The organism is Oceanispirochaeta sp. M1 (genome assembly GCF_003346715.1).
Lineage (GTDB): Bacteria > Spirochaetota > Spirochaetia > DSM-2461 > DSM-2461 > Oceanispirochaeta.
The window spans coordinates 99,331-119,733 of record NZ_QQPQ01000018.1; the positions used below are offsets into that span (position 1 = coordinate 99,331).

Annotated in this window: 19 protein-coding genes; 15 read left to right on the forward strand and 4 right to left on the reverse strand. The window is 44.3% G+C overall.

What is annotated here, in order from left to right:
* The first annotated feature begins 1 nt into the window (after nucleotide 1).
* The 6 genes from DV872_RS14280 (at nucleotide 2) to DV872_RS14305 (ending at nucleotide 7,080) form a co-directional block, all read left to right on the forward strand.
* Nucleotides 2-1,282: an ABC transporter substrate-binding protein gene (locus tag DV872_RS14280; RefSeq protein ID WP_114630626.1), complete on the forward strand. Its 1,281-nt coding sequence runs from the start codon at nucleotides 2-4 to the stop codon at nucleotides 1,280-1,282.
* 68 nt (nucleotides 1,283-1,350) lie between these two features.
* A complete protein-coding gene (locus DV872_RS14285; protein ID WP_114630627.1) occupies nucleotides 1,351-2,226 on the forward strand; it encodes a carbohydrate ABC transporter permease in 876 nt (291 codons plus the stop codon).
* A gap of 10 nt (nucleotides 2,227-2,236) precedes the next feature.
* Entirely contained in the window at nucleotides 2,237-3,055 is an 819-nt protein-coding gene (locus DV872_RS14290) for a carbohydrate ABC transporter permease (protein ID WP_114630628.1), read from the forward strand.
* Between the two features lie 9 nt (nucleotides 3,056-3,064).
* Nucleotides 3,065-4,264 (forward strand): hypothetical protein, encoded by a 1,200-nt coding sequence (locus tag DV872_RS14295; RefSeq protein ID WP_114630629.1) that lies wholly within the window; start codon nucleotides 3,065-3,067, stop codon nucleotides 4,262-4,264.
* A gap of 125 nt (nucleotides 4,265-4,389) precedes the next feature.
* Nucleotides 4,390-6,147, forward strand: a complete 1,758-nt coding sequence (locus tag DV872_RS14300; protein ID WP_114630630.1) for a sensor histidine kinase — start codon at nucleotides 4,390-4,392, stop codon at nucleotides 6,145-6,147.
* A complete protein-coding gene (locus DV872_RS14305) occupies nucleotides 6,148-7,080 on the forward strand; it encodes a response regulator (RefSeq protein ID WP_114630631.1) in 933 nt (310 codons plus the stop codon).
* A gap of 105 nt (nucleotides 7,081-7,185) precedes the next feature.
* Here the strand turns inward: DV872_RS14305 and DV872_RS14310 are convergent, their stop codons facing one another.
* Both DV872_RS14310 and DV872_RS14315 read right to left on the reverse strand, forming a co-directional pair.
* On the reverse strand, nucleotides 7,186-8,091 hold the full coding sequence (locus DV872_RS14310) for a DOMON domain-containing protein (protein ID WP_158546981.1): 906 nt from the start codon (nucleotides 8,089-8,091) through the stop codon (nucleotides 7,186-7,188).
* An 85-nt stretch (nucleotides 8,092-8,176) separates the two neighbouring features.
* Nucleotides 8,177-8,905, reverse strand: a complete 729-nt coding sequence (locus DV872_RS14315; protein ID WP_114630633.1) for a hypothetical protein — start codon at nucleotides 8,903-8,905, stop codon at nucleotides 8,177-8,179.
* A 148-nt stretch (nucleotides 8,906-9,053) separates the two neighbouring features.
* Between DV872_RS14315 and DV872_RS14320 the strand changes: the two genes are divergently transcribed.
* The gene (locus tag DV872_RS14320) at nucleotides 9,054-9,680 is read left to right on the forward strand and encodes an RNA polymerase sigma factor (RefSeq protein ID WP_158546982.1); all 627 of its coding nucleotides are present in this window, start codon (nucleotides 9,054-9,056) and stop codon (nucleotides 9,678-9,680) included.
* Nucleotides 9,681-9,749: 69 nt separating this feature from the next.
* Nucleotides 9,750-10,001 carry a hypothetical protein gene (locus tag DV872_RS14325; RefSeq protein WP_147283176.1) on the forward strand — a complete coding sequence of 84 codons (252 nt, stop codon included), beginning with the start codon at nucleotides 9,750-9,752 and terminating at the stop codon, nucleotides 9,999-10,001.
* Here the strand turns inward: DV872_RS14325 and nfo are convergent.
* Together nfo and DV872_RS14335 are read right to left on the reverse strand one after the other, a co-directional pair.
* A complete protein-coding gene (nfo, locus tag DV872_RS14330; RefSeq protein WP_114630636.1) occupies nucleotides 9,990-10,829 on the reverse strand; it encodes a deoxyribonuclease IV in 840 nt (279 codons plus the stop codon). The genes DV872_RS14325 and nfo overlap by 12 nt on opposite strands.
* Before the next feature lies 1 nt (nucleotide 10,830).
* Nucleotides 10,831-12,090 carry a mechanosensitive ion channel family protein gene (locus tag DV872_RS14335; protein ID WP_114630637.1) on the reverse strand — a complete coding sequence of 420 codons (1,260 nt, stop codon included), beginning with the start codon at nucleotides 12,088-12,090 and terminating at the stop codon, nucleotides 10,831-10,833.
* A 242-nt stretch (nucleotides 12,091-12,332) separates the two neighbouring features.
* Here DV872_RS14335 and DV872_RS14340 point away from each other — a divergent pair, with 242 nt between their 5' ends.
* The 7 genes from DV872_RS14340 (at nucleotide 12,333) to DV872_RS14370 (ending at nucleotide 20,314) form a co-directional block, all read left to right on the forward strand.
* The gene (locus tag DV872_RS14340; RefSeq protein WP_114630638.1) at nucleotides 12,333-13,508 is read left to right on the forward strand and encodes a Gfo/Idh/MocA family protein; all 1,176 of its coding nucleotides are present in this window, start codon (nucleotides 12,333-12,335) and stop codon (nucleotides 13,506-13,508) included.
* A 91-nt stretch (nucleotides 13,509-13,599) separates the two neighbouring features.
* A complete protein-coding gene (locus DV872_RS14345; RefSeq protein WP_114630639.1) occupies nucleotides 13,600-14,589 on the forward strand; it encodes a sugar phosphate isomerase/epimerase in 990 nt (329 codons plus the stop codon).
* Nucleotides 14,589-16,097 carry a sugar ABC transporter ATP-binding protein gene (locus DV872_RS14350; RefSeq protein WP_114630640.1) on the forward strand — a complete coding sequence of 503 codons (1,509 nt, stop codon included), beginning with the start codon at nucleotides 14,589-14,591 and terminating at the stop codon, nucleotides 16,095-16,097. The genes DV872_RS14345 and DV872_RS14350 overlap by 1 nt, the downstream gene beginning before the upstream one ends.
* A complete protein-coding gene (locus DV872_RS14355) occupies nucleotides 16,094-17,065 on the forward strand; it encodes an ABC transporter permease (RefSeq protein ID WP_199563481.1) in 972 nt (323 codons plus the stop codon). Before DV872_RS14350 ends, DV872_RS14355 begins: the two co-directional genes overlap by 4 nt.
* Nucleotides 17,066-17,078: 13 nt before the next feature.
* The gene (locus tag DV872_RS14360; protein ID WP_114630641.1) at nucleotides 17,079-18,080 is read left to right on the forward strand and encodes a substrate-binding domain-containing protein; all 1,002 of its coding nucleotides are present in this window, start codon (nucleotides 17,079-17,081) and stop codon (nucleotides 18,078-18,080) included.
* Nucleotides 18,081-18,159: 79 nt separating this feature from the next.
* Nucleotides 18,160-19,176 (forward strand): LacI family DNA-binding transcriptional regulator, encoded by a 1,017-nt coding sequence (locus DV872_RS14365; RefSeq protein WP_114630642.1) that lies wholly within the window; start codon nucleotides 18,160-18,162, stop codon nucleotides 19,174-19,176.
* The gene (locus tag DV872_RS14370; RefSeq protein WP_114630643.1) at nucleotides 19,166-20,314 is read left to right on the forward strand and encodes a Gfo/Idh/MocA family protein; all 1,149 of its coding nucleotides are present in this window, start codon (nucleotides 19,166-19,168) and stop codon (nucleotides 20,312-20,314) included. Before DV872_RS14365 ends, DV872_RS14370 begins: the two co-directional genes overlap by 11 nt.
* Nucleotides 20,315-20,403: the final 89 nt, after the last annotated feature.

Consider the following 20,403-nt stretch of genomic DNA (forward strand, 5'->3'; position numbering starts at 1 on the left):
TATGAAACGAAATTTTTTCATTACAGTATTGATCCTGGCTGTTACTCTATCGGTGTACTGCAGTGGTCAGAAAGATTCATCAGGAGCCGTAAAACCCGTCATTCGCTACGCCTATCAATGGACAGGTGATTTTGATGAGCAGATGAAAATCTATGCCGACGCGGTAGAGGATGAATTTATTCTCGAATTAGAATGTACCCCCGGACTCGACCACAAACAGAAAATCCAGGTAGAAATAGCAGCCGGAGAAACTCCTGATATCTATCAGTACTGGAGCTATGAGACAAATCTGAGAGATATGGCGGAAAATGACATCATCCTCAATGTAAATGACTACCTGGCCGTTACCAACAAGGTTTCCCGTGATAGTTTTAGCGCCGGTGCCTGGTCGGCCACTGAAGTGGATGGACAGAACTATGGATTTCCTGTTTCCAGTTTCAAAGGATTCTTTCTGGCGAATAAGGCACTCTTTGACAGCTATGGCCTGGATCTACCTGAAACATGGTCTGATCTGGAGCAGATTGCAGGTGTTTTTAGAGAAAACGGTATAATTCCTTTAAGTATGGGCAGTATCAAAGGAGATCCGGGTCACCTGTTCTTCAGCTCACTGGCCTTTCAGGCTGCAGATGGTTATGCAGATGCACAGGCTCTTGCCGGTACTCTTAATTTCGATACCAATGCCAATCACAGGGCGGCGGATGCGATCGCTGACCTGATTGAGTGGAAGATTATGCCCTCTGATACCATAACAAACGGCGGATGGGGACCTCAGACTGCCTTGTACAACAGCCGGAAAGCGGCCATGATTTTTTCTTTCCCCTGGAAAATCAGTGATTTCAATACAGAGATTGTTGAGGAATCCGTTCTGATTCCCGTACCGTCCATCCCCGGTGCCGAGAATTCCTCTGCCGGATTCACTGTAGGAGGGATCTCAATCAGCAATCTGATCAATAAGAAATCCTTCAATGATCCTGCAAAACAGGCAGCAGTTGTCACTCTGACAGATTACCTTCTCTCAGATAAGGTCTATACCGATGTGGCTCTCAACGGAAAAGGATTCCCCGCAAAGATACTGGAACTCCCTGAAGGGCAGGATACTCTTTTTGACATGGTGCAGAACTTTACTTCCGAACAGGATATCTATGGCATTCACGAATTCTTTTTTCCTACTCTGGTAACCTTCGATGGATATAAGAGTGCTTGTGATGAACTATATGCAGGTGCTGTTACTCCTGATGAGTTTGTAGAAAAAATTCAGAAAGGTCTGAATCGACTGCAGTAGGGATTTTAATATAATTATTTATTCCCGGAGCGGCATTCCTCTCTGGGAATAGTTAAGGAGCAATTCTCTTGAAACACCATGACACACCCTTCTGCCTGGCATTTCTGGCTCCGGCATTCCTTCTGTATTCGGTTTTGATGATCCTACCTATTTTTCTTTCCGCAGGATACGGATTCTTTTCCTGGAATGCCATTGGCGCTAAAACTTTTGTGGGACTTCAGAATTACAGGGAACTGTTAAGTGATCCCGATTACTGGATTACCTTCAAAAATACGGCTGTTCTGATCGCCGCTTCTTTAATTTTTCAGCTGCCCATTGCTTTTCTTGTCAGTTTCATTCTGCATGGTATGGGCAAAAAATCAGAAATTTACCGGACAATATATTTCTTTCCAGTGGTTATCAGTCCGATTGCCATCGGAACTCTATTCGCTCTGCTGTATAACGGTGAGCTTGGACCTTTGAATTCTCTTTTGGAATTACTGATGGGACCGGAGGGACGAAGGAACTGGCTTTCTGATTCTGATCTGGTTCTGGGATCGGTGATTGCTCCGGATGTATGGAGGTATATCGGCTACTATATCGTTATTTTCTATGCCGGCCTACAGGGAATACCTTCTTCCTTATACGAGAGTGCTCTTATTGACGGTGCGTCGAAGAAAACAGTTTTCTTCCGGATCATCATTCCTCTTCTGACACATGTAATACAGATCTGCTTCATCCTCAGTGTGACCGGATGTCTGAAGTCATTTGCCTTGCCTCTGGCATTAACAGACGGCGGCCCCGGTGTGCGGTCCAGTTATCTGTCTCTGTATATGTTTAAAACCGCATTCTCCCATCACCGCTTTGGTTACGGGAGTGCTGTTACCATGACAATTTTGATTTACGCCCTCGGTTTGACGGCGATTTTAAAAAGGGCGTTTCCCCGGGAAACCGCCGAATATTGAGGATTCTGTAATGCAAATCAATGGAAAAACACGGCTGACTCATGTCTTTCTCACCCTGCTGGCCATCACAATGATCTATCCCTTTTTCTGGGTGATTATAAGTTCTCTGAAAACGACGGATGAAATATTTACCTCCGCCTTCTCCTTACCGACGAGTCTTCGTTTTAATAACTATTATAATGCCTGGATAAAGGCCTCTATCGGAACCTGCTTCAGGAATAGTGTTATTGTCTCAGTTATTGCTCTGGCGCTGACTCTGCTGTTTGCTTCTATGGCCGCCTATGTTTTGGCTCGAAAATGGAAAAACAGGCTACTGTTTACATATTTCACTCTGGGAATAATGGTCCCCCTCCAGGCCATTGTTATTCCCTCTTTCATCATTATCCGTAATCTGGGACTGATCAACACGCGGGCAGGACTGATACTGATCTATGCTGTTAGCGGGATCTCCTTTGGAATCTTTGTCCTGACCGGGTTCTTTAAGACTATTCCGGTGGAGATGGAGGAGGCGGCTGTTATTGACGGCTGCGGATCGGGAACTACCTTTTTCAGAATCATACTGCCTATGGCTAAACCGGCACTTGCCACCGTGGGAATACTGTCGTTCCTCCAATACTGGAACGAGTACCTCTTCGCCTCGGTTTTGATCGCTAAGGCTGAATATAAGACCCTGACACAGGGAATCATGGCTCTCCGCGGCCCCTACACGACTGATTATGGAATGCTGACCGCCGGACTGGCTTTAGCCATAGTTCCTCTGATGGTTGCATATGTGATACTGCAGAAGCAGGTTATTGAAGGAATGACCGCTGGTGCGGTCAAAGGATAAGAGACATCAATGATAAATTATGAAAAACTATGGATAACCATACCCACATACTGGGGAGATTATGGATCTCCTGACAACCCACCCTGTATTGATTTTGATCATCCCACATCTCCGGATGGAGAAGAAACCCTGAGCCGGACAATGGGCAGCCTCTGTCGCTTGTCGGGAGATTTCAATCTTCTTATCGTTCTGGCTGTAACACATATAGAATACCTTCAGAAGGTTCGAAAAAGGGTTGAGCAGATACTCGAACCCTTCCGGTCTGAAAAAAAGCTGTATCTTGTGACTCCCACAGAGGTGGAGCAGATCAACAGTCTATTGAAAACACCTCTGCTTAAGATGGATAGCTATGGCAACATCCGGAATGTGCAGCTGTTTGTTCCCTATTGCAGTGGAGCTGAATTTGTAATCGGTATTGATGATGATGAGATTGTTGAAGACCGTGAGTATCTGAAAAAAGCGCTAAACGCAATGAATGAGAACGATGATATCGGCGGTATGGCCGGTCCTTACTACGACAGGGAGGGCGAATTTCGTCTGAAGGGTGCCGAAGCTCTTTTTCAGGAAGAGAATATCTTCCTGAAAAAGAATTATTACATGAATGAGGCTCTGAAAATAGCCATGTCCGGAGAGAGCTCTCCTGCCCCGGGATCTGTAGCCTTCGGCGGGAATATGGTTTTCCGGAGAGATACGATCGCTCGGGTATGTCATGATCCCTTTATTCCCCGAGGTGAAGATTATGATTATGTGATCAATGCTCTGATGAAAGGCATCCGGTTTTATTTTCACCAAGATATTGGAATTGTACATCTGCCACCCGATTCGACGGGCAGTCAGGCGGGAGACAATGTCAGAAAACTGAAGGCGGATATCAGACGGTTTCTTTATATGAAGACCAAACTGACTGAACACCGGAAACAATGTCCTCAGGAAAACTTCAGTTATGATCTGTTGAATCCTTATCCGGGAGCATTTTTGGATGATTCAAAGGATCTTCCCGAGCATGCTGTCTCTGCTCTGCTGAAAGGGTATTCGGATCATTTTGATGCAGAATCGTCCAGGGATTTTGTTAAACAGGCGTCAGAAGAATCTGTCCGGAAGGCTGCTGAGTTTTTCAACTATAGACAACTGTGGCATGAACAGCTTTCACTCAACTCCACAGATACGGTAATCGGCGCTGCTATAGCGCGGATGTGTTTCATCAGTTAACCTCTCTTGACTCCCCCCATGGGGGGGAGTATCTTGAGAGTCATTCTGAATCGTCTGCTTACCGGCGGAACGGGAAAGGTTGTGATGATGAATAACAGAATAAGGCACTCAGTTCAGGATCTGTTATGATAAAGAGCCTCTCCCGGCTGCGCCGGAAACTTATGAACCTGACCATAGGCAAGGAAATACTTGCCGCATTGCTGTGTACTGCACTTTTGCCCACCGGAATCCTCGGTATTTACGGTGGCTGGCAGCTGAAGAAATTCCTAGATAAAGAGATTGTCAGCTATAACCGGGAACTGGTCCGGCAGGCCGGACAAAAACTTGATTACCTGGCGGAAGATATCGCCACGGCTCAGAAACAGTTGATTGTTCATACCATCTCATCCCCCCTGTTTTTCCAGTATAATGAAATCCCTCTGTCTGAACGGATTCGGGAGATAAAGGACACCAATTCTTATCTGGATACTCTCCGTCAGGTCTATCCATTTATTGAATCAATCTATCTGATTGATAATCATCAGCGGGTCTACTCCAGTCTGCTTGATTTTAACAGAGAAGAACTGCTTTCTTCCTCCTGGGTTGAAGAGCTTTTTAATCAGCCTTACGGGTATCGGATAATCCCCCTTCATCTTGCGGGATATGCTGCGGCTTCAGAAGATGACCCGGTATCTACGACCATCAGTGTTGTCCGCAAGGTCACTCGTATGGGAAACCCTGAGGAAGGGACTCTTATTCAGATTGATCTAGAGGAGCGTCTTATTGCCGAAACTCTGGAGGAATACCCTCTGGGAAGCAACGGCTATATCATGCTTCTGGATGGAGATGGTCAAGTCCTTGGTTCCTCTATGGGAAAAGGCGGCATAATCCCGCCGGCCCGCAGGGGGATGCAGGAGTTTTCCTTCACCCTTGAAAATTTTGACTGGACTCTGGTTGCACGTCTCTGGCCGAAGGAACTGTTTTCAGGAAGGGGCATTACACTCTGGATTTTTATGGTTTTGGTTTTTTCTGTCCTTGTTCTTTCTGTCTTCTTCTCTATTGTTGTCTCCCGGAGAATTACAGGACCTCTCAGTAGGGTTATTGATGCCATGGAGCAGATGGGAAGCGGAGATTTCAGCCGAAGACTGCCCGAGGTGGCCAACAATGATCTAAGGTCTCTGGTAAAAGGTATAAACCGGATGAGTGATCATCTACAGGTACTCGTTGCCAATATCGCCCGGAAGGAAGAAGAGAAGAATCGGGCGCAGATGAATGCTCTTCAGGCGCAGATTAACCCACACTTTCTGTACAATACACTGGATGTCATCCGTGGAATATCCCAGGCCCAGGGAAATCAGGAAGTTGTGGATATCACGGCATCTCTGGCAAAGGTCTTCCGCTTCAGCATCGGGACGAAAGAGGTTGTAACTGTCGCCCGGGAACTGGAAAATATTGAGCACTATCTTAAAATTCAGGAATTCCGCTTTGGAGATCGTTTCCGTGTGGAGTATCAAATTGAGGAAGGGATTTCAGAATGCTGGACAGTGAAACTTATTTTACAGCCCCTGGTTGAAAATGCTTTTAAATACGGACTGGAAGAATGTCGACGGGATGGTCTGCTGGTCATCAGAGGAAAAAGAGTAGAAGACCTTATTCTTCTGACAGTGGAAAACAATGGACCGGATATCGATCCATTACGTGCTGAGGAGATTAATGCAAAATTCAGGAATGGAATTGCTGAAAGGAATGTGGAAAAGGTCGGTGGAATGGGTCTGTATAATGTAGATGCCAGGCTGAAGCTTCATTTCGGATATTCGTCGGGGGTTTTGATCAAACCGCGTATTGGTGGAGGAACGGAAGTCACATTAACATTTCCCTATCGGATTGAAATGGAGGAGGACTGAGTGACATTTACAGTTGTAGTTGTAGATGATGAATATTGGATACGCAGCCTGGTCTGCTCATACCTCCCCACAGAAGATGAAGGATTCGTTCTTTTGGGAGAAGCAAGGGACGGCATTGATGGACTGGAGCTCTGTCAAAGAGTCAATCCGGACATACTGATTACAGATATCAAAATGCCCGGATTCGGGGGGCTTGAACTGCTGGAAGCTGTAAAAAAAATGAGTCCAGACACTCAGGTAATCATAATTAGTGGATATGAAGAATTTGAATTTGCCCGGAGAGCCATGAAAAACGGAGTATTGGATTACCTTATAAAACCCATCGAAAAATCATCTGTTCGTAAAGCTCTTTTTCAGGCTGCCGGAATTCTGAAAGAAATACAAACGGAAAAGAAGCAGATTAGCGAAATGCAGAATAAAGTACAGCGCTTGGAGAATATTTTTTCTTCTTCATGCGAACTCCCTACCATACAGGATAAGCGGATACAGCGAGCTCTCAATTTAATATATAAAAATTATTTCAGAGATATTTCACTGGATGAGGCAGCTTCAGAGGCGGCAATGAATCCAAATTACTTTTCAGAATGCTTCAAAAATAAAATGGGTCAGGGATTCTGTGATTTTTTGACCGTCTACCGGCTCCAAAGGGCAGCTGAACTTCTACTGAATCCTGAATTAAAAATCAGAGAGATTGCCCTGCAAACCGGTTTCCGGGATCCCAATTATTTTTCACGAATATTTAAGAAAGCTACGGGGCACAGTCCTAGTGAATGCCGCAATAATAATGTAGATATTGAGAGTCTGATGAGAGGTACAGTGACAGAACTAAGAACATTGACTGAAGATGATAAACAATGTGCTTGCAGGGATACGCTGGTTAAGGCAGGAGAAGAAATGTTTGAGGGGCTACAGCAAACCCCACCAAAGAGATGAGTAGAATAGTTAATCCATTTCTTTATGATTCTGCGTCTTTTGATTACTTCCTGCTTTATTTATGTTATAAAAAAGAGAATGTGAACCTATTTCAATTTCCGGACACTAAAAGGTGATATCTATTTTCCCCCTACCCTTATGCATGGATGTGAAATCGTCCTTAGTACCCAGAGCAAAGAGTACGCTGATTGTTTCTCCCCTGACAATATTGTGATCAAACTCATCGGCCGATGTCAGAGCTTTTCTGAAGCGGATCGTCGTTCTCTTCTTCTTTTCTTCTCCGCCGAGGATTTCAATATCGTCACTCCCTCCCATGGAATCATCAGAGACATGAGATGTAAGCCAGGAACCGTAATCATCCTGGATAAATACTTCATCATCCTTCACATATCCAATGATAAAATCGGCTCCCTGCATCATCTGTTCGGGATTGAGACCTATGGCGATCCAGCCCTCAGTTTCAGCTTCAAGAGTAGCTTCCATATAGTCTCCTATGATCTCCCATGTAAATGTTATTCCCGAGACAGTGACAGTATTTACGGTCTGTTCAGTAAGTGAAGACATCTTTGGTTCTGCAATATCAGAGCTCTTTTTCTTTTCTGGGATATTGATCAGGCCCACAAAGAGCAGACCGAAGAATATACTAACGGTCATAAAAAGGAGGGTCAGATAACCAGAAACTTTATGAACCCTTTTCAGGAGTTTTTTCTTTTTTGATGTTTTAATTCCAAGCGCGATCAGAGGAGTAGCTATAAGCAGAGTGGCAGTAAAAGCACCTCCCAACGCATGACGGGATGTTAAATGGTATCCACTGTTAATCTGAACCATTACCACAGCAGTAATAAGAGCTGTAACACCGGAAATCCCGGCATACAGACCCAATCTTCTGTGAACTTTATATCTCCATTTTCTCTTTTTCCAGACAATTGATATTACTACAGCACATAACATACTAATAAAAGAAGTACTCATCAGTATGGCATGAACTCTCCATAGAATCTCGTAAGCCATATATAATCTCCTCATTAAAAAACCGGGCAGCATCTGTTGAAAACCTAATGCGGCCCGGTTCCGAAGTCAAATTGAAAGCTCAATATCACATATCTTTTACTGTTATGAAGTTCAAATGAATCCAGACAGTATGGGGAGGAAAGTTTCCTGTATCCGGTTCTACAGTATGGGCAACAAAATGGAGTTCCATCTCGTCAGGATGAGCGATAGAGCCATCTGCAGGCTTCATGGGAGAATAATAAGCACTCTTATCAGCATTATATATTGCATAATCTTTCTTGTTTCTTGATGCTTCTGTATACATCATATGCCCAACCAGAGCTTCATACACAAGTTCATCATTTACATACACATCAGCCGGGCCCCAGGATGCCAGATCAGATTTAACCTTGGGCATAACAGGAGCTTCCTGCCCTGTGTCACCATGAATATATACAAAGTCTGCAATTCCACCTTCCCAGAATTCTGATCCTTCATCAAATTCTGTATATTCGATCCTGATATCCCCGGTATGACTCACACCAGCTTCAGGATTGATTGTACCTTTGAATTCTACAATCATTTTTCCGGTATTTTTTTTGGCATTTACTTCAACCGTGGCCTTTCCTTCTAAAGGAACTACATTTTTTCCATCATAGACAAAGTTATCACCATATCCACCAATAAGCAGAGGATCAGTGGCTTCCAGTTTCCATACATCTTTATGACTGCCTTCATAAGCCATATAGTTCGTTGGTTCTTCTGCAGCACCCTCTGCAAAGACAGAAGTAAAAGAGGATAGGACAAATAAAATCAGTAAAAATACTTTATTCATATAGAATCTCCTTAACAAATTAGTAAAGGACAGGACTTCCTGTTCTGATTCTATAGACAAGATGACAAGGTGTTATATTACTTATTTTATATTATTTAATAGGAATCTTTTTTGTAATCCTCCGAAAAAGATAATAAACTTATCTACTGTGAAGACATCTTTAAACAGAAGCAACAATGATTGGATTCTTTACCTCAATAAGGAACATGCTGAATATAACAGGACTCTGGAAGAACTGAGGGAATATCTATTAAATGGATTAGGATATAGCTTCAAAAATCATAAGAAGCTTAACAAAGAGAATCTGGAAGATCTCTGTCAGGAGGCAATGATCAGAATAGTGGGAAATATAGACACATATTCCGGAGAGGCTCTTTTTACCAGCTGGGCAATGAAAATTGCGGTTAATACTGTTTTAAATGAAATTAGACATAAATCCTGGCAAAATGTGTCTTTAGAAAAATTTGAAAAAGATGAATCCTTCCTGAATACAGCAAAGGGTTATCCAATATATATGTCGCCTGAAAAAAAATTATTGAGAAAAGAGATGGCCCAACTATGCAATACTCTCATTGATGAAGAACTAAGTCAGAAACAGAGAACCGCTATGGTTTACAGAATGAAATATGCCATGCCTCTGGATGAAATTGCCAGACGGACAGGGTCTACCAGAAATGGAATCTATAAACTGCTTCATGATGCCAGGATGAAATTAAAAACAGCCATAGAATCAAGGGGTATAAACAGCATTGATATCGCCGAGATGGGAAATTAGCTGATTGTTAGTAAGATATGATAGTAAGATATGACAGGGAGAGCAGGTCTAAGAGATGAGGAAGTCAGAATGAAAATGAAACCTGGAAAAAAAATGCATACCCATGCAGGACATACAGATGTACTCCTCACTATGATAAAAAACAGCTGTGCCGAGGAACTGGACTGTCAGAGTGTTTTTGAACATATGGAAGAGTATGCAGATTTTATACTCAAACGGAGAGATGCTCCTGAAATGGTACAGTTAATTGAGCAGCACCTTGCAATATGCGGTGATTGCGCAGAAGAGTTTTCCCTACTTTTGAAAGCATTAAAGGAATGACTGCAATCGACTGATCTCTTCGGCCCAGATAGAATCATCAATGGTTTCCAGCACCAGAGGGATACCGTCAAAGCGGGAATCTGCAGCGATTCGCTCAAAGGCTCCCCAGCCGATATTTCCCTGACCCAGGCTATGATGCCGGTCTACCCGGCTTCCCAGTTCGGATTTGGCATCATTTATATGCATTCCCCGAAGCCACTCAAATCCTACAGTTTTCTCAAATTCTGAAAATACGGCCTCGAAAGATTCTGTTGTCCTGATATCATAGCCCGCTGCAAACATATGACAGGTATCCAGGCAGACTCCCACCCTTGATTTGTCTTCGCAGAGTTCAATGAGTCTTGCAAGGTCTTCGAATTTCCAGCCTATGGCTGATCCCTGACCTGCAGTATTCTCTATAACCATTACAGCAGATTCAGTCCTGGATGCTGCAAGATTCATCCCTTGGGCAATCCTTTTAAGACAGTCATCTTCGGAGTACTGTTTCAGATGTGCCCCGGGGTGAAAGTTCAGCATGGTCAGTCCCAACTGCTCCACGCGCTGCAGCTCATCTATAAAAGCATTAACACTCTTATCCCACTTCTCCTGATCTTTATTCCCGAGGTTTATAAGGTAGGAATCATGGGGAAGGACCTGCCTGGAAGTATATCCGTTCTCTTCCATGGCCGCCTTGAATGAGTTTACATCCTCATCACTCAGATCTTTCGCCTTCCACTGCTTCTGATTCTTTGTGAAAAGAGCAAAGGCGGTAGCTCCGATCTTCTTTGCATTAAAGGGAGCATTCTTTACACCCCCTGCCGCACTGACATGGGCACCTATATATTTCATATTAACGCAGCTCCGCAAAATCAAGCCCCGTGGGTTCCTGAAACACTTTTAAACCAAAGTGAGAAAGGGATGCCAGGAGATGATCAAATATATCTGATTGAATATTCTCGAAATTACCCCAGTTGAGATCATTGGAAAAGACATAGATCTCCAGGGGGAGCCCCTTCGGTCCCGGTTCAAGCTGCCGCACAAGGAGGGTCATATCCTGGCGCACCGAGGGGTGTGATTTAAGATAGAAGCCCACATAGGCTCTGAACACGCCGATATTCGTCATATGGCGTCCATTGACCCTGGCATCATTTTCCTCATCAATATTGTTTAATTTATTCCATTTCAGGATTTCATCCTTCCGCTGCTTCAGATAAGGTTTCAGGATATGAATATCTTCAAGTTCTCTGATTTCATCATTAGTTAAATAACGGATACTGTTCATGTTTAAAGGGATGGATCTCTTTATCCTGCGCCCTCCGGCATGTGTCATCCCTCTCCAGTTTTTAAAAGTTCCTGAAAGAAGGGCCGATACAGGGATGGTTGAGTAGGTTTTGTCCCAGTTCTGTACGGTAACGGTTTGGAGGCCGATATCGATAACATCTCCATCTGCTCCGTAAGCCGGAACCTCAATCCAGTCCCCGATGCTTACCATATCATTGGCAGCCAGCTGAAACCCGGATACAAGACCCAGGATGGGATCTTTGAAAATGAGCATAATCACTGCAGAAAGAGCACCCAGTCCGCCTAGAACACCCGATATGGGATTTCCGGTTATGATAGCAATACCGATAAGCCCTATGGCAACCAGAATGACTATCTTTACTGCCTGAAGAACACCCTTAATAGGATGCTGTGCAGCACTGGACCGCCTGTTATACATTGCATGAAGAGCATCAATAACAGAGATCAGTATTCGTGCAAACACAACCAGTATCCAGAGGCTGACTGCTTTTTGAACAACCAGACGACTCTCACTGGCATCAGGTAGAGCGATAAACATCATATTCCAGAGAAAGAGAGCCGGAATCAGATTGACTGTATTTCTGAATACACCCGTTTTAAGTGCTATATCATCCCAATGAAATCGGGATTTCTCAACAATTCTAGTCAGAGGTTTTTTAATAATAAGATTTGCAATAATCCGGACAAGCCAGGTAAGGAGCCCGATGATCAGAATTAAAACAAAAATTCTGAATAGAGAATCCCACTGATCACTCCAGCCCCACTGAGATGGAAGAGAGTATATGTATTTCGTCAACAATTTGTTCATAGCAGCATTCTACCAGTTAATCACGAATCTTGTCTTTTCTCTTAAATCACTCTTATTAAAAGGTGATACGATTTGATCTTGACAGCTAAACAGAGGAGTGATATCTTTGATGCACGCGCGTGCATCAAATCACGCTCTATCGACCTGATTTCAGAGATATGAGAGGAATTACATTGTAAATCCAGAAGAAATCAGATTTTTTTTCACATTAAGTGCACACGCGTGCATTACGGAGTCATGAAATGATTGAAGCAAGTAAAAGTAACAATGCATCTGGGAAAATCACTTATGGAATGGTCGGCGGAGGAGGCGGATCTTTCATTGGTGAAGTTCACAGAAAAGCTATAGGCCTGGATGGAAAAGCAACCCTGGCAGCAGGCTGTTTCTCCCGATCCCTCCCTCTGACCCTTGAAACAGGAGAAACCCTGGGAGTCAGTAAGGACCGTCTTTACGAATCCTATATGGAAATGGCCGAAGCGGAATCTGAAAGAGAAGACGGAATTAATTTTGTATCCATCGTTACCCCCAACAGCTCCCACTTCACCATTGCCAGAGCATTTCTGGAAAACGGCATAAATGTTGTATGTGATAAGCCCCTGACAACAAACTACGATGAAGCGATTCAGCTTCAAAAACTGGCAGAAGACAAAAACCTTCTCTTTGCGGTGACCTATACCTACACAGGATACCCCGCCGTAAAACAGGCTAGAGAGATGATAAAACAGGGAGAAATCGGTGATATACGTTTTGTAAACGCTGAATACCCTCAGGAATGGCTGGCGGAAGCCGTTGAAAACGACCCTGCTAATAAACAGGCCGCCTGGCGGACTGATCCTGCTCAGTCAGGAATTTCAAACTGTGTAGGTGATATAGGAAGTCATGTTGAAAACATGATCTCCTACGTTACAGGACTGGAGATAGAGCAGCTCAGTGCCAGACTGGACAAAATGGTGGATGGCAGAAAACTGGATGACAATGCAGTCATAATGCTCAACTACAAGGGTGGAGCAAAAGGTCTTTACTGGTCCTCTCAGATCGCCTGGGGTCATGATAATGACCTTAGTTTCAGGATCTACGGTTCTGAAGGTTCCATATCCTGGCGTCAGGAAGATCCCAACTATCTGAAAATATCCAAGAAAGGTGAACATGTCAAAGTGGCATCCCGTGGGCGTGATGATTTTTATGATCATCCTGCATCATATATCCGGCTCCCCTCAGGTCATGTAGAGGGCTATCTTGAAGCCTTCGCCAACATTTATTCAACCTATATCGATGCTGTTTCGGTCAAGAACAGCGGTGGAATTCCCACAGAAGATCAACTTGATTTCCCCACTCCCCTTGATGGTGCCAATGGTGTCAATTTCATTGAAAAATGTGTTGAAAGCTCAGAGAAAAACTCAAACTGGATTGATTTCTGATCAATTAAAGAAAATAGAACCGGGGCCTTTCGGCTCTGAGAAAAAGAGAGTGAGACTGCAGATAAGTCTCGAAATATAAGGAGATTTTAAAATGGGAAGACCTGTAACAATTTTTACCGGACAATGGGCAGACATACCCTTTAACGACCTTTGCCCCCTGATTAAAAAAATTGGATACGACGGATTGGAGATTGCCTGCTGGGGTGATCATATGGATGTCCGTAAAGCCTCTTCAGACAAATCATATGTTGAAGAAAAACTGGAAACTCTTAAGAAAAACGGTTTAAAGAGCTTTGCTCTGGGAGCCCACCTCTCAGGACAATGTGTGGGTGATTATAACGACCCCCGACTTGATGGATTCGCACCTGCAGAATATCAGGGAAAGCCTGATGAAATCCGCAAATGGGGAGTCGAAGAGATGATCCATACAGGACGAGCCGCAGCAGCCATGGGTTGTACTGTTGTTACCGGTTTTATGGGCTCTCCCATATGGAAGTACCTCTACTCTTTCCCCCAGACCAGTGATGAGATGATAGAAGAGGGATATGAGAAAGTAAAAGAGCTCTGGACCCCTATCTTTGATGAGTTTGACAAGCTGGGTGTCAAGTTTGCCCTTGAAGTTCACCCCTCTGAAATAGCCTATGACTACTGGTCAACAAAGAAACTCTTTGAAGTCTTTGAAGACCGCCCCACCCTGGGATTGAACTTTGACCCCAGCCATCTGATTTGGCAGGGAGTAAGTCCCCACCTCTTCCTGAGAGACTTTGCTTATAGAACTTACCATGTACATATGAAGGACGCTTCTGTGACTCTTGATGGCCGTAGCGGAATATTAGGTTCTCATCTGGCCTTCGGAGACAGCCGCAGAGGATGGAACTTCAGATCTATCGGTCACGGACAGGTTGATTTTGATGCAATCATCCGTGAACTGAATGATATGGACTATACAGGTCCCCTCTCTGTGGAATGGGAAGATAACGGAATGGATAGAGAATTCGGTGCTGCTGAATCTCTTGAATACGTCAGGAAGATGAATTTTTCACCTTCCACAGTCAATTTTGACGGTGCAATGGAGAACTGATGTCGGACAAACCAATTCTTGAGATTCAATCCATATCCAAAGAATTCTCCGGAGTAACTGTTCTTGACGGTATCAATCTGCCTTTAAGACGGGGAGAGATACTCGGTCTTATCGGTGAGAACGGTGCCGGAAAATCAACACTGATCAAGATTATCAACGGGATCTACACCCCTTCGGGCGGCTCCCTGAGTCTGAATGGTGAAACAATTCAGATCAAGGATGCCCAGGCTGCCAAACGCCATGGAATAGCCATGGTTCCACAGGAATTCAACCTTGTGGACAGCCTGAATGTCTTTGAGAACATTTTTCTTGGCAGTGAACTCCGGAAAAAGAATGGACTTCTGAATAAAACAGAGATGCGTACCGTATCCAGATCTCTCCTGAGCCGTCTGGAAACAGAGATCTCTGTGGAATCAATGATATCCTCCCTCAGCGTTGCAGAAAAACAGATGGTGGAGGTCTCAAAAGCCCTGGTCCATGATGCAAAGATTCTTATCTTTGATGAACCCACCACAACTTTGACTCATCATGAAATCAATATCCTTTTTGATCTGATGAACAGACTCAGAGACGATGGGGTCACCATGATATTTGTTTCGCATAAACTGAAAGAGGTTAAAACCATCTGTGACAGGGTTGCCGTTCTTAGAGATGGTGTTCTGGTCAGTGTCAGTGAAATTGACCTCATCGACGAGCATCAGATGGCACAGAAGATGGTGGGAAGAGAACTTTCAACAATATTCCCCCCGAAAAGTACTCCGGATATGGATGAAGAAGTACTGTCTGTCCGGGGACTCGATGTTGAAAATAAGCTCTCTAACATCAACTTATCTTTGAAAAAAGGTGAAATCCTGGGACTTGCCGGATTGGTAGGTGCAGGAAGAACTGAGTTCGCCGAAGCTGTAATGGGTCTGCGCTCAAAGAAGAGTGGAACCATAAGCATAAAGGGTCAGGAAGTGGAGATAACGTCCCCCCGTAAGGCTATTGAAAACAAACTTGGCTACATCAGTGAAGATAGACAGGGAAGAGGCATACATACAAGCTTTGACTTGCTGGCCAACACAACTCTTATATCCCTCAAACAGTATACAAATATCCTGCTGGATAAAAAGAAAATACAGGATACCGCCAGTAAGTATGTCGAGTTATTCAAGACGAAAACAGCCTCCCTTAAAACAGAACTACAGTATTTGAGCGGAGGAAATCAGCAGAAGGTGTATCTATCCAAATGGATGGACACGGAACCGGAGATTCTGATTCTGGATGAACCGACCCGCGGTATAGACATCAACGCTAAAAGTGAAATTTACCAGTTCATCAATCAGCTGACTGAACAGGGATTCTCTCTGATAGTCATCTCTTCCGAACTTGAAGAAATCATTGGACTCTGTACCAGAGTCTATGTTCTTCGGGAAGGAAAAATTGCCGGAGAGCTGACCGGCGAACAAATTAATGAGGAGGAAATCATGTTTTACGCCACAGGCGTGAAGGTGATGGAACAGGTATGATATCAAATAAAACAGCTTCTTTGGGAGAGATCCGGAAGAACTTCAACTGGAGAAACCATACGACCCTGATCGGGTTTCTCGCTTTGTTCCTGATTGCAACAGTGATGGGTTGGCCCTACTTTCTGAGAACCCGCAACCTCATAACCCTGCTGAGACAGATATCCTATACAGGAATCATTTCACTGGGTATGACACTGATAATTATATCAGGGGGCTTTGACCTTTCAGTCGGATCAATGACAGCCTTTGCGGGAGGAGTTGCAATTTTTGCTATGAACTCCTTCGGAGCAGACAGCCCGGGCGGTGTGGCTGCAGGTGTATTGACGGCCCTTATCTTTGCCACCTTTCTTGGTGCAATAAATGGTTTTCTAATAACAAAATGGCGCATTGCTCCTTTTATAGCCACCCTTGGTACCATGTCGATCTACCGTTCCCTGGTCATCTATTTTGCCCAGGCGGGAAATATTGAATCAATTAACAAGGGGTATGGAATAATCGGTTCAGGATCAGTTTTAGGGCTTCCCGTACCGGTATGGATGTTCTTTATTATCGCAGGAGTTCTGCATGTATTCCTGAACCATACGCGGACAGGACGTTATATCTGTGCCGTGGGAGCCAATGAGCAGGTAGCTCGATACTCGGCTATCAATATCAATCTTATCCGATTCATCCCCTACGCAATAACAGGATTTACAGTTGGTGTAACTGCACTGCTCTGGTCATCCAGATTGAACTGTGTCAATCCCTCGGATTGTTCCGGATATGAGCTTGATGCCATTGCGGCGGTTGTAATTGGAGGAACTCCAATGACCGGAGGCCGGGGAAGCATTATCGGTACGGTCTTAGGGGCAATTATGCTTGGAATGATCAATAACATGCTGGTTCTGGCAGGGGTATCTTCATACCTTCAGCTGGCTGCAAAGGGTGTTGTGATTATAGTTGCAGTGTTACTGCAATATAAAAAATAACGGAGGAAATTCTATGAAAAAGTTTTTATTGGTTTGCCTAATGGCTGCATTTGCCATGGGCGGTGTTTTTGCTGCTGGACAGCAGGATAGTGACGTACAGACTATCGGTATTTCAATTCCCAGTGCTGACCACGGTTGGACCGGTGGAATCGTATGGTGGGCAAACAAAAGAGTAAAAGAGCTGGAAGAGCAGTATGATGGTCAGTTCAAATTCAGCGTTGTTACCGCTGACTCCCCCTCTACACAGATTCAGGCCGTTGAAAATCTTATGGCTATCGGTATTGATTACCTTGTAATCCTTCCCCATGAATCAGCACCTCTTACTCCTATTGTAAAAGAAGCTCACGCGGCTGGTGTTAAATGTATCGTTGTTGACCGTGGTATGTCTGAAACTGACTTTGGCTATGTAAACCTTGCCGGTAACAATCCCCAGATGGGTACACTGAGCGGCCAGTGGCTGGCTAAAGAAATGATGGCAAAATCCAATGGTGGAAATGTTATCAGTATGGGTGGACTTCCCGTTCCCATCGACAAAGAAAGAATGGACGGTTTCTTTGCTGAAATCGATAAAGAGTCCTCTATTACCAACCTTCTTGGCGGAGACTCCTACGAATTTGCCAACTGGTCTACACAGAAAGGTCTGGAACTGATGGAAACATTCCTCAGCCAGTACCCCAAGATTGATGCAGTGTTCTGTCAGGATGATGATGTTCTGCGCGGTGTTCTTCAGGCTTACAAAGAGTCCGGAAGATCCGACATCCACACCTTCCTTGGTGGAGCCGGTTCCAAAGTTGTTATGAAAATGATCATGGACGGAGATCCTCTTGTAAGAGCAACCGTAACATATCACCCCATGATGATTGCCGACGCCATCGACTACGCCGTAGCCGTTGCATTAGGCGAAAAATCTGACAGCTTTCACGAAGCTTCTTCTCCCATATCTGTAGTTATTCCTTCAGTTCTGCTTACAGCAGACAATGTTGCAGACTTCTACGAAGCTGATTCTGTTTACTAGAATCTGAATAATGCTATAATATTTAAGCCGGGTCACAACGATCCGGCTTTCATTTTTTACAAACGAAACGGGGGAGAACTTGAGAAAGAGAGTAAGCAGGGCGGAAGTTGCCAAAGCAGCAGGAGTGGCAGAATCCACTGTATCCCGCGCCCTGAACGATTCCACCCTGATTTCGGATGAAGTTAAAAAGAAAATAAAGAAGATCGCTACTGAACTTGGTTATATACCGAATAGACAGGCAGTCCTCCTGGCAAGTAAAAAAACAATGCGCGTCGGACTTGTCGTTCGAACCTATAAATCTTTCTCTCCCTTTACACGAAGCTACTTTCCCAGGCTCCTGGATGGAGTGCTGCAGAAAGCCGAAGCCCTTGGTTACTCAGTCACCATTGTTCTGGATAAAGTGGGTGAGAAATATAAAGATCTGAGCGAGATGATCTACAGCAAGGAATTAGATGGGTTCATATTTTCAGTAACCCCTCTGGATGATCCCCGCTTCGAAGGACTCATGGGTCATAAGGTCCCTTTTGTTCTTGTAAACAATATTGTAGAAGGTGCTGACTGCGTCAACTGTGATCCCTATGCCGGAACCCGGGACGCCCTTTCCCATCTCAAAGGTCTGGGACATAAACATGTTGCTTATATTCAAGGTGATATAAATTACTGGGATGGAAAAGAACGATTGGCAGTATTTGAGAAACTCTGCACTGACCAGGGAATGGGATTCACTCTCAGAGAAGGTAATTTTTCAAAACGAAGCGGGATCTCTGCCGCGGAAAAACTGCTCAACAGCCCGAACAGACCTACAGCCATTATGACTGGATCTGACCGATGTGCCCTGGGTGTTATGGAGTACTGCAAGAAAGAGAATATAAAGATTCCCGAAGATATAAGCCTTATCGGTTTTGATAATCTGGGACCTGCCCGAGATTCTGTTCCGGGGCTTTCTACTATTCACAACCCTGTTGTACGGATGGGTTCGGATGCCATGGATCTTTTATCTCAAAGACTCAGCGGAACAATAGAAAAAGAGAAGGCTTTGTTGATTGATTCAGGCTTTATTATACGCGAATCCACAGGGGTGCCCTATGAGAAGTAATACCACAAGAATTGCTCTGATCGGCTGTGGGAATATGGGGAACTACTACGCCTATAATCTTTCAAAGATAAAAGATGTAACAATTGTCGGCTGCTGTGATCCCTCGGAGACCAAGCTTAATAGATTCTGTGAAAAATGGAATATTCCTTCGGGAACCACAGACTGGAAGTCACTGATTCCCGATGAGGGAAAGCAAAGTAAAATTGACGGTATAATCAACTGCTCCGTTGATAAATTACACGGAGAGATCTTCAAATCCTGCACTGAATCAGGCATAGCCCTTCTAACAGAAAAACCCTTTGCCGTTCCTTTTGAAATACTGAACACTTTCAGCCCCGAAGATTTTGCTGCTCAGAAATTAGTCATAAACTTTTCTAAAAGATCAATTCCTGCGATTGCTGCTGCCCGACAGGCAGTTGATGAGAACTGCCTGGGGAAGATTCATCGGATGGAGCTCCATTACCGGCAGGGATGGGTACTGAACCATGACTACGGAGACTGGCATGAGACCTCCGCCTGGTTCTGGCGGCTGACAGAAGAATATTCCAGCCATGGTGTTCTGGGAGATCTGGGGTCTCACCTCTTTGATCTGGCTTCCTATTTTTGCGGATACGCAGAGACTGTTTCCTGCAGCATGAATCGTATTAATAAGGGTTCTAACGAATTGAAGGGGACACAACTGGACAGTATGGACGATGCCCAGAGTCTTCTGGAGATGCAGAATGGAGCAAACGTTCTGATCAATACAAGCAGAACTGCCGCAGGAGAGAAAGACGGACTGGAAATTCTGATCTGCGGCGAGAAGGGATCTATAAGGATCACTCCTGAAAAGAGTAATGACAGTTACAAGTTATTCCTTATAGAAACTGGTGAATGGAAGACCATCCCCTGCCCCCTTATTCCCCGGAAGAATTTTGATTCTTTTATCGCACTTATCAGAAATGAAGAATTATCAGATTTTCCCGGAATTCGAGATTCAATATATAATCATGTTATGATCGAGGCCGCCGCTGCCAGTGCAGAAGAAGGCAGCAGGATTGATTTGAACGCTTTTGGTGAAAAAAATCTGGGGGAAATATGGCGAAAAACAATAGCACTCATCACAGCTGTCCAAGATAATTTGAAAGGGGTTTTATAAAAGCCGATCTCCGTTTATTCTTAAGTCGACTAAAACAATACAACAAAAGGAAATCGGCTATGAGTCATCATACTACAACGTTTGGACAG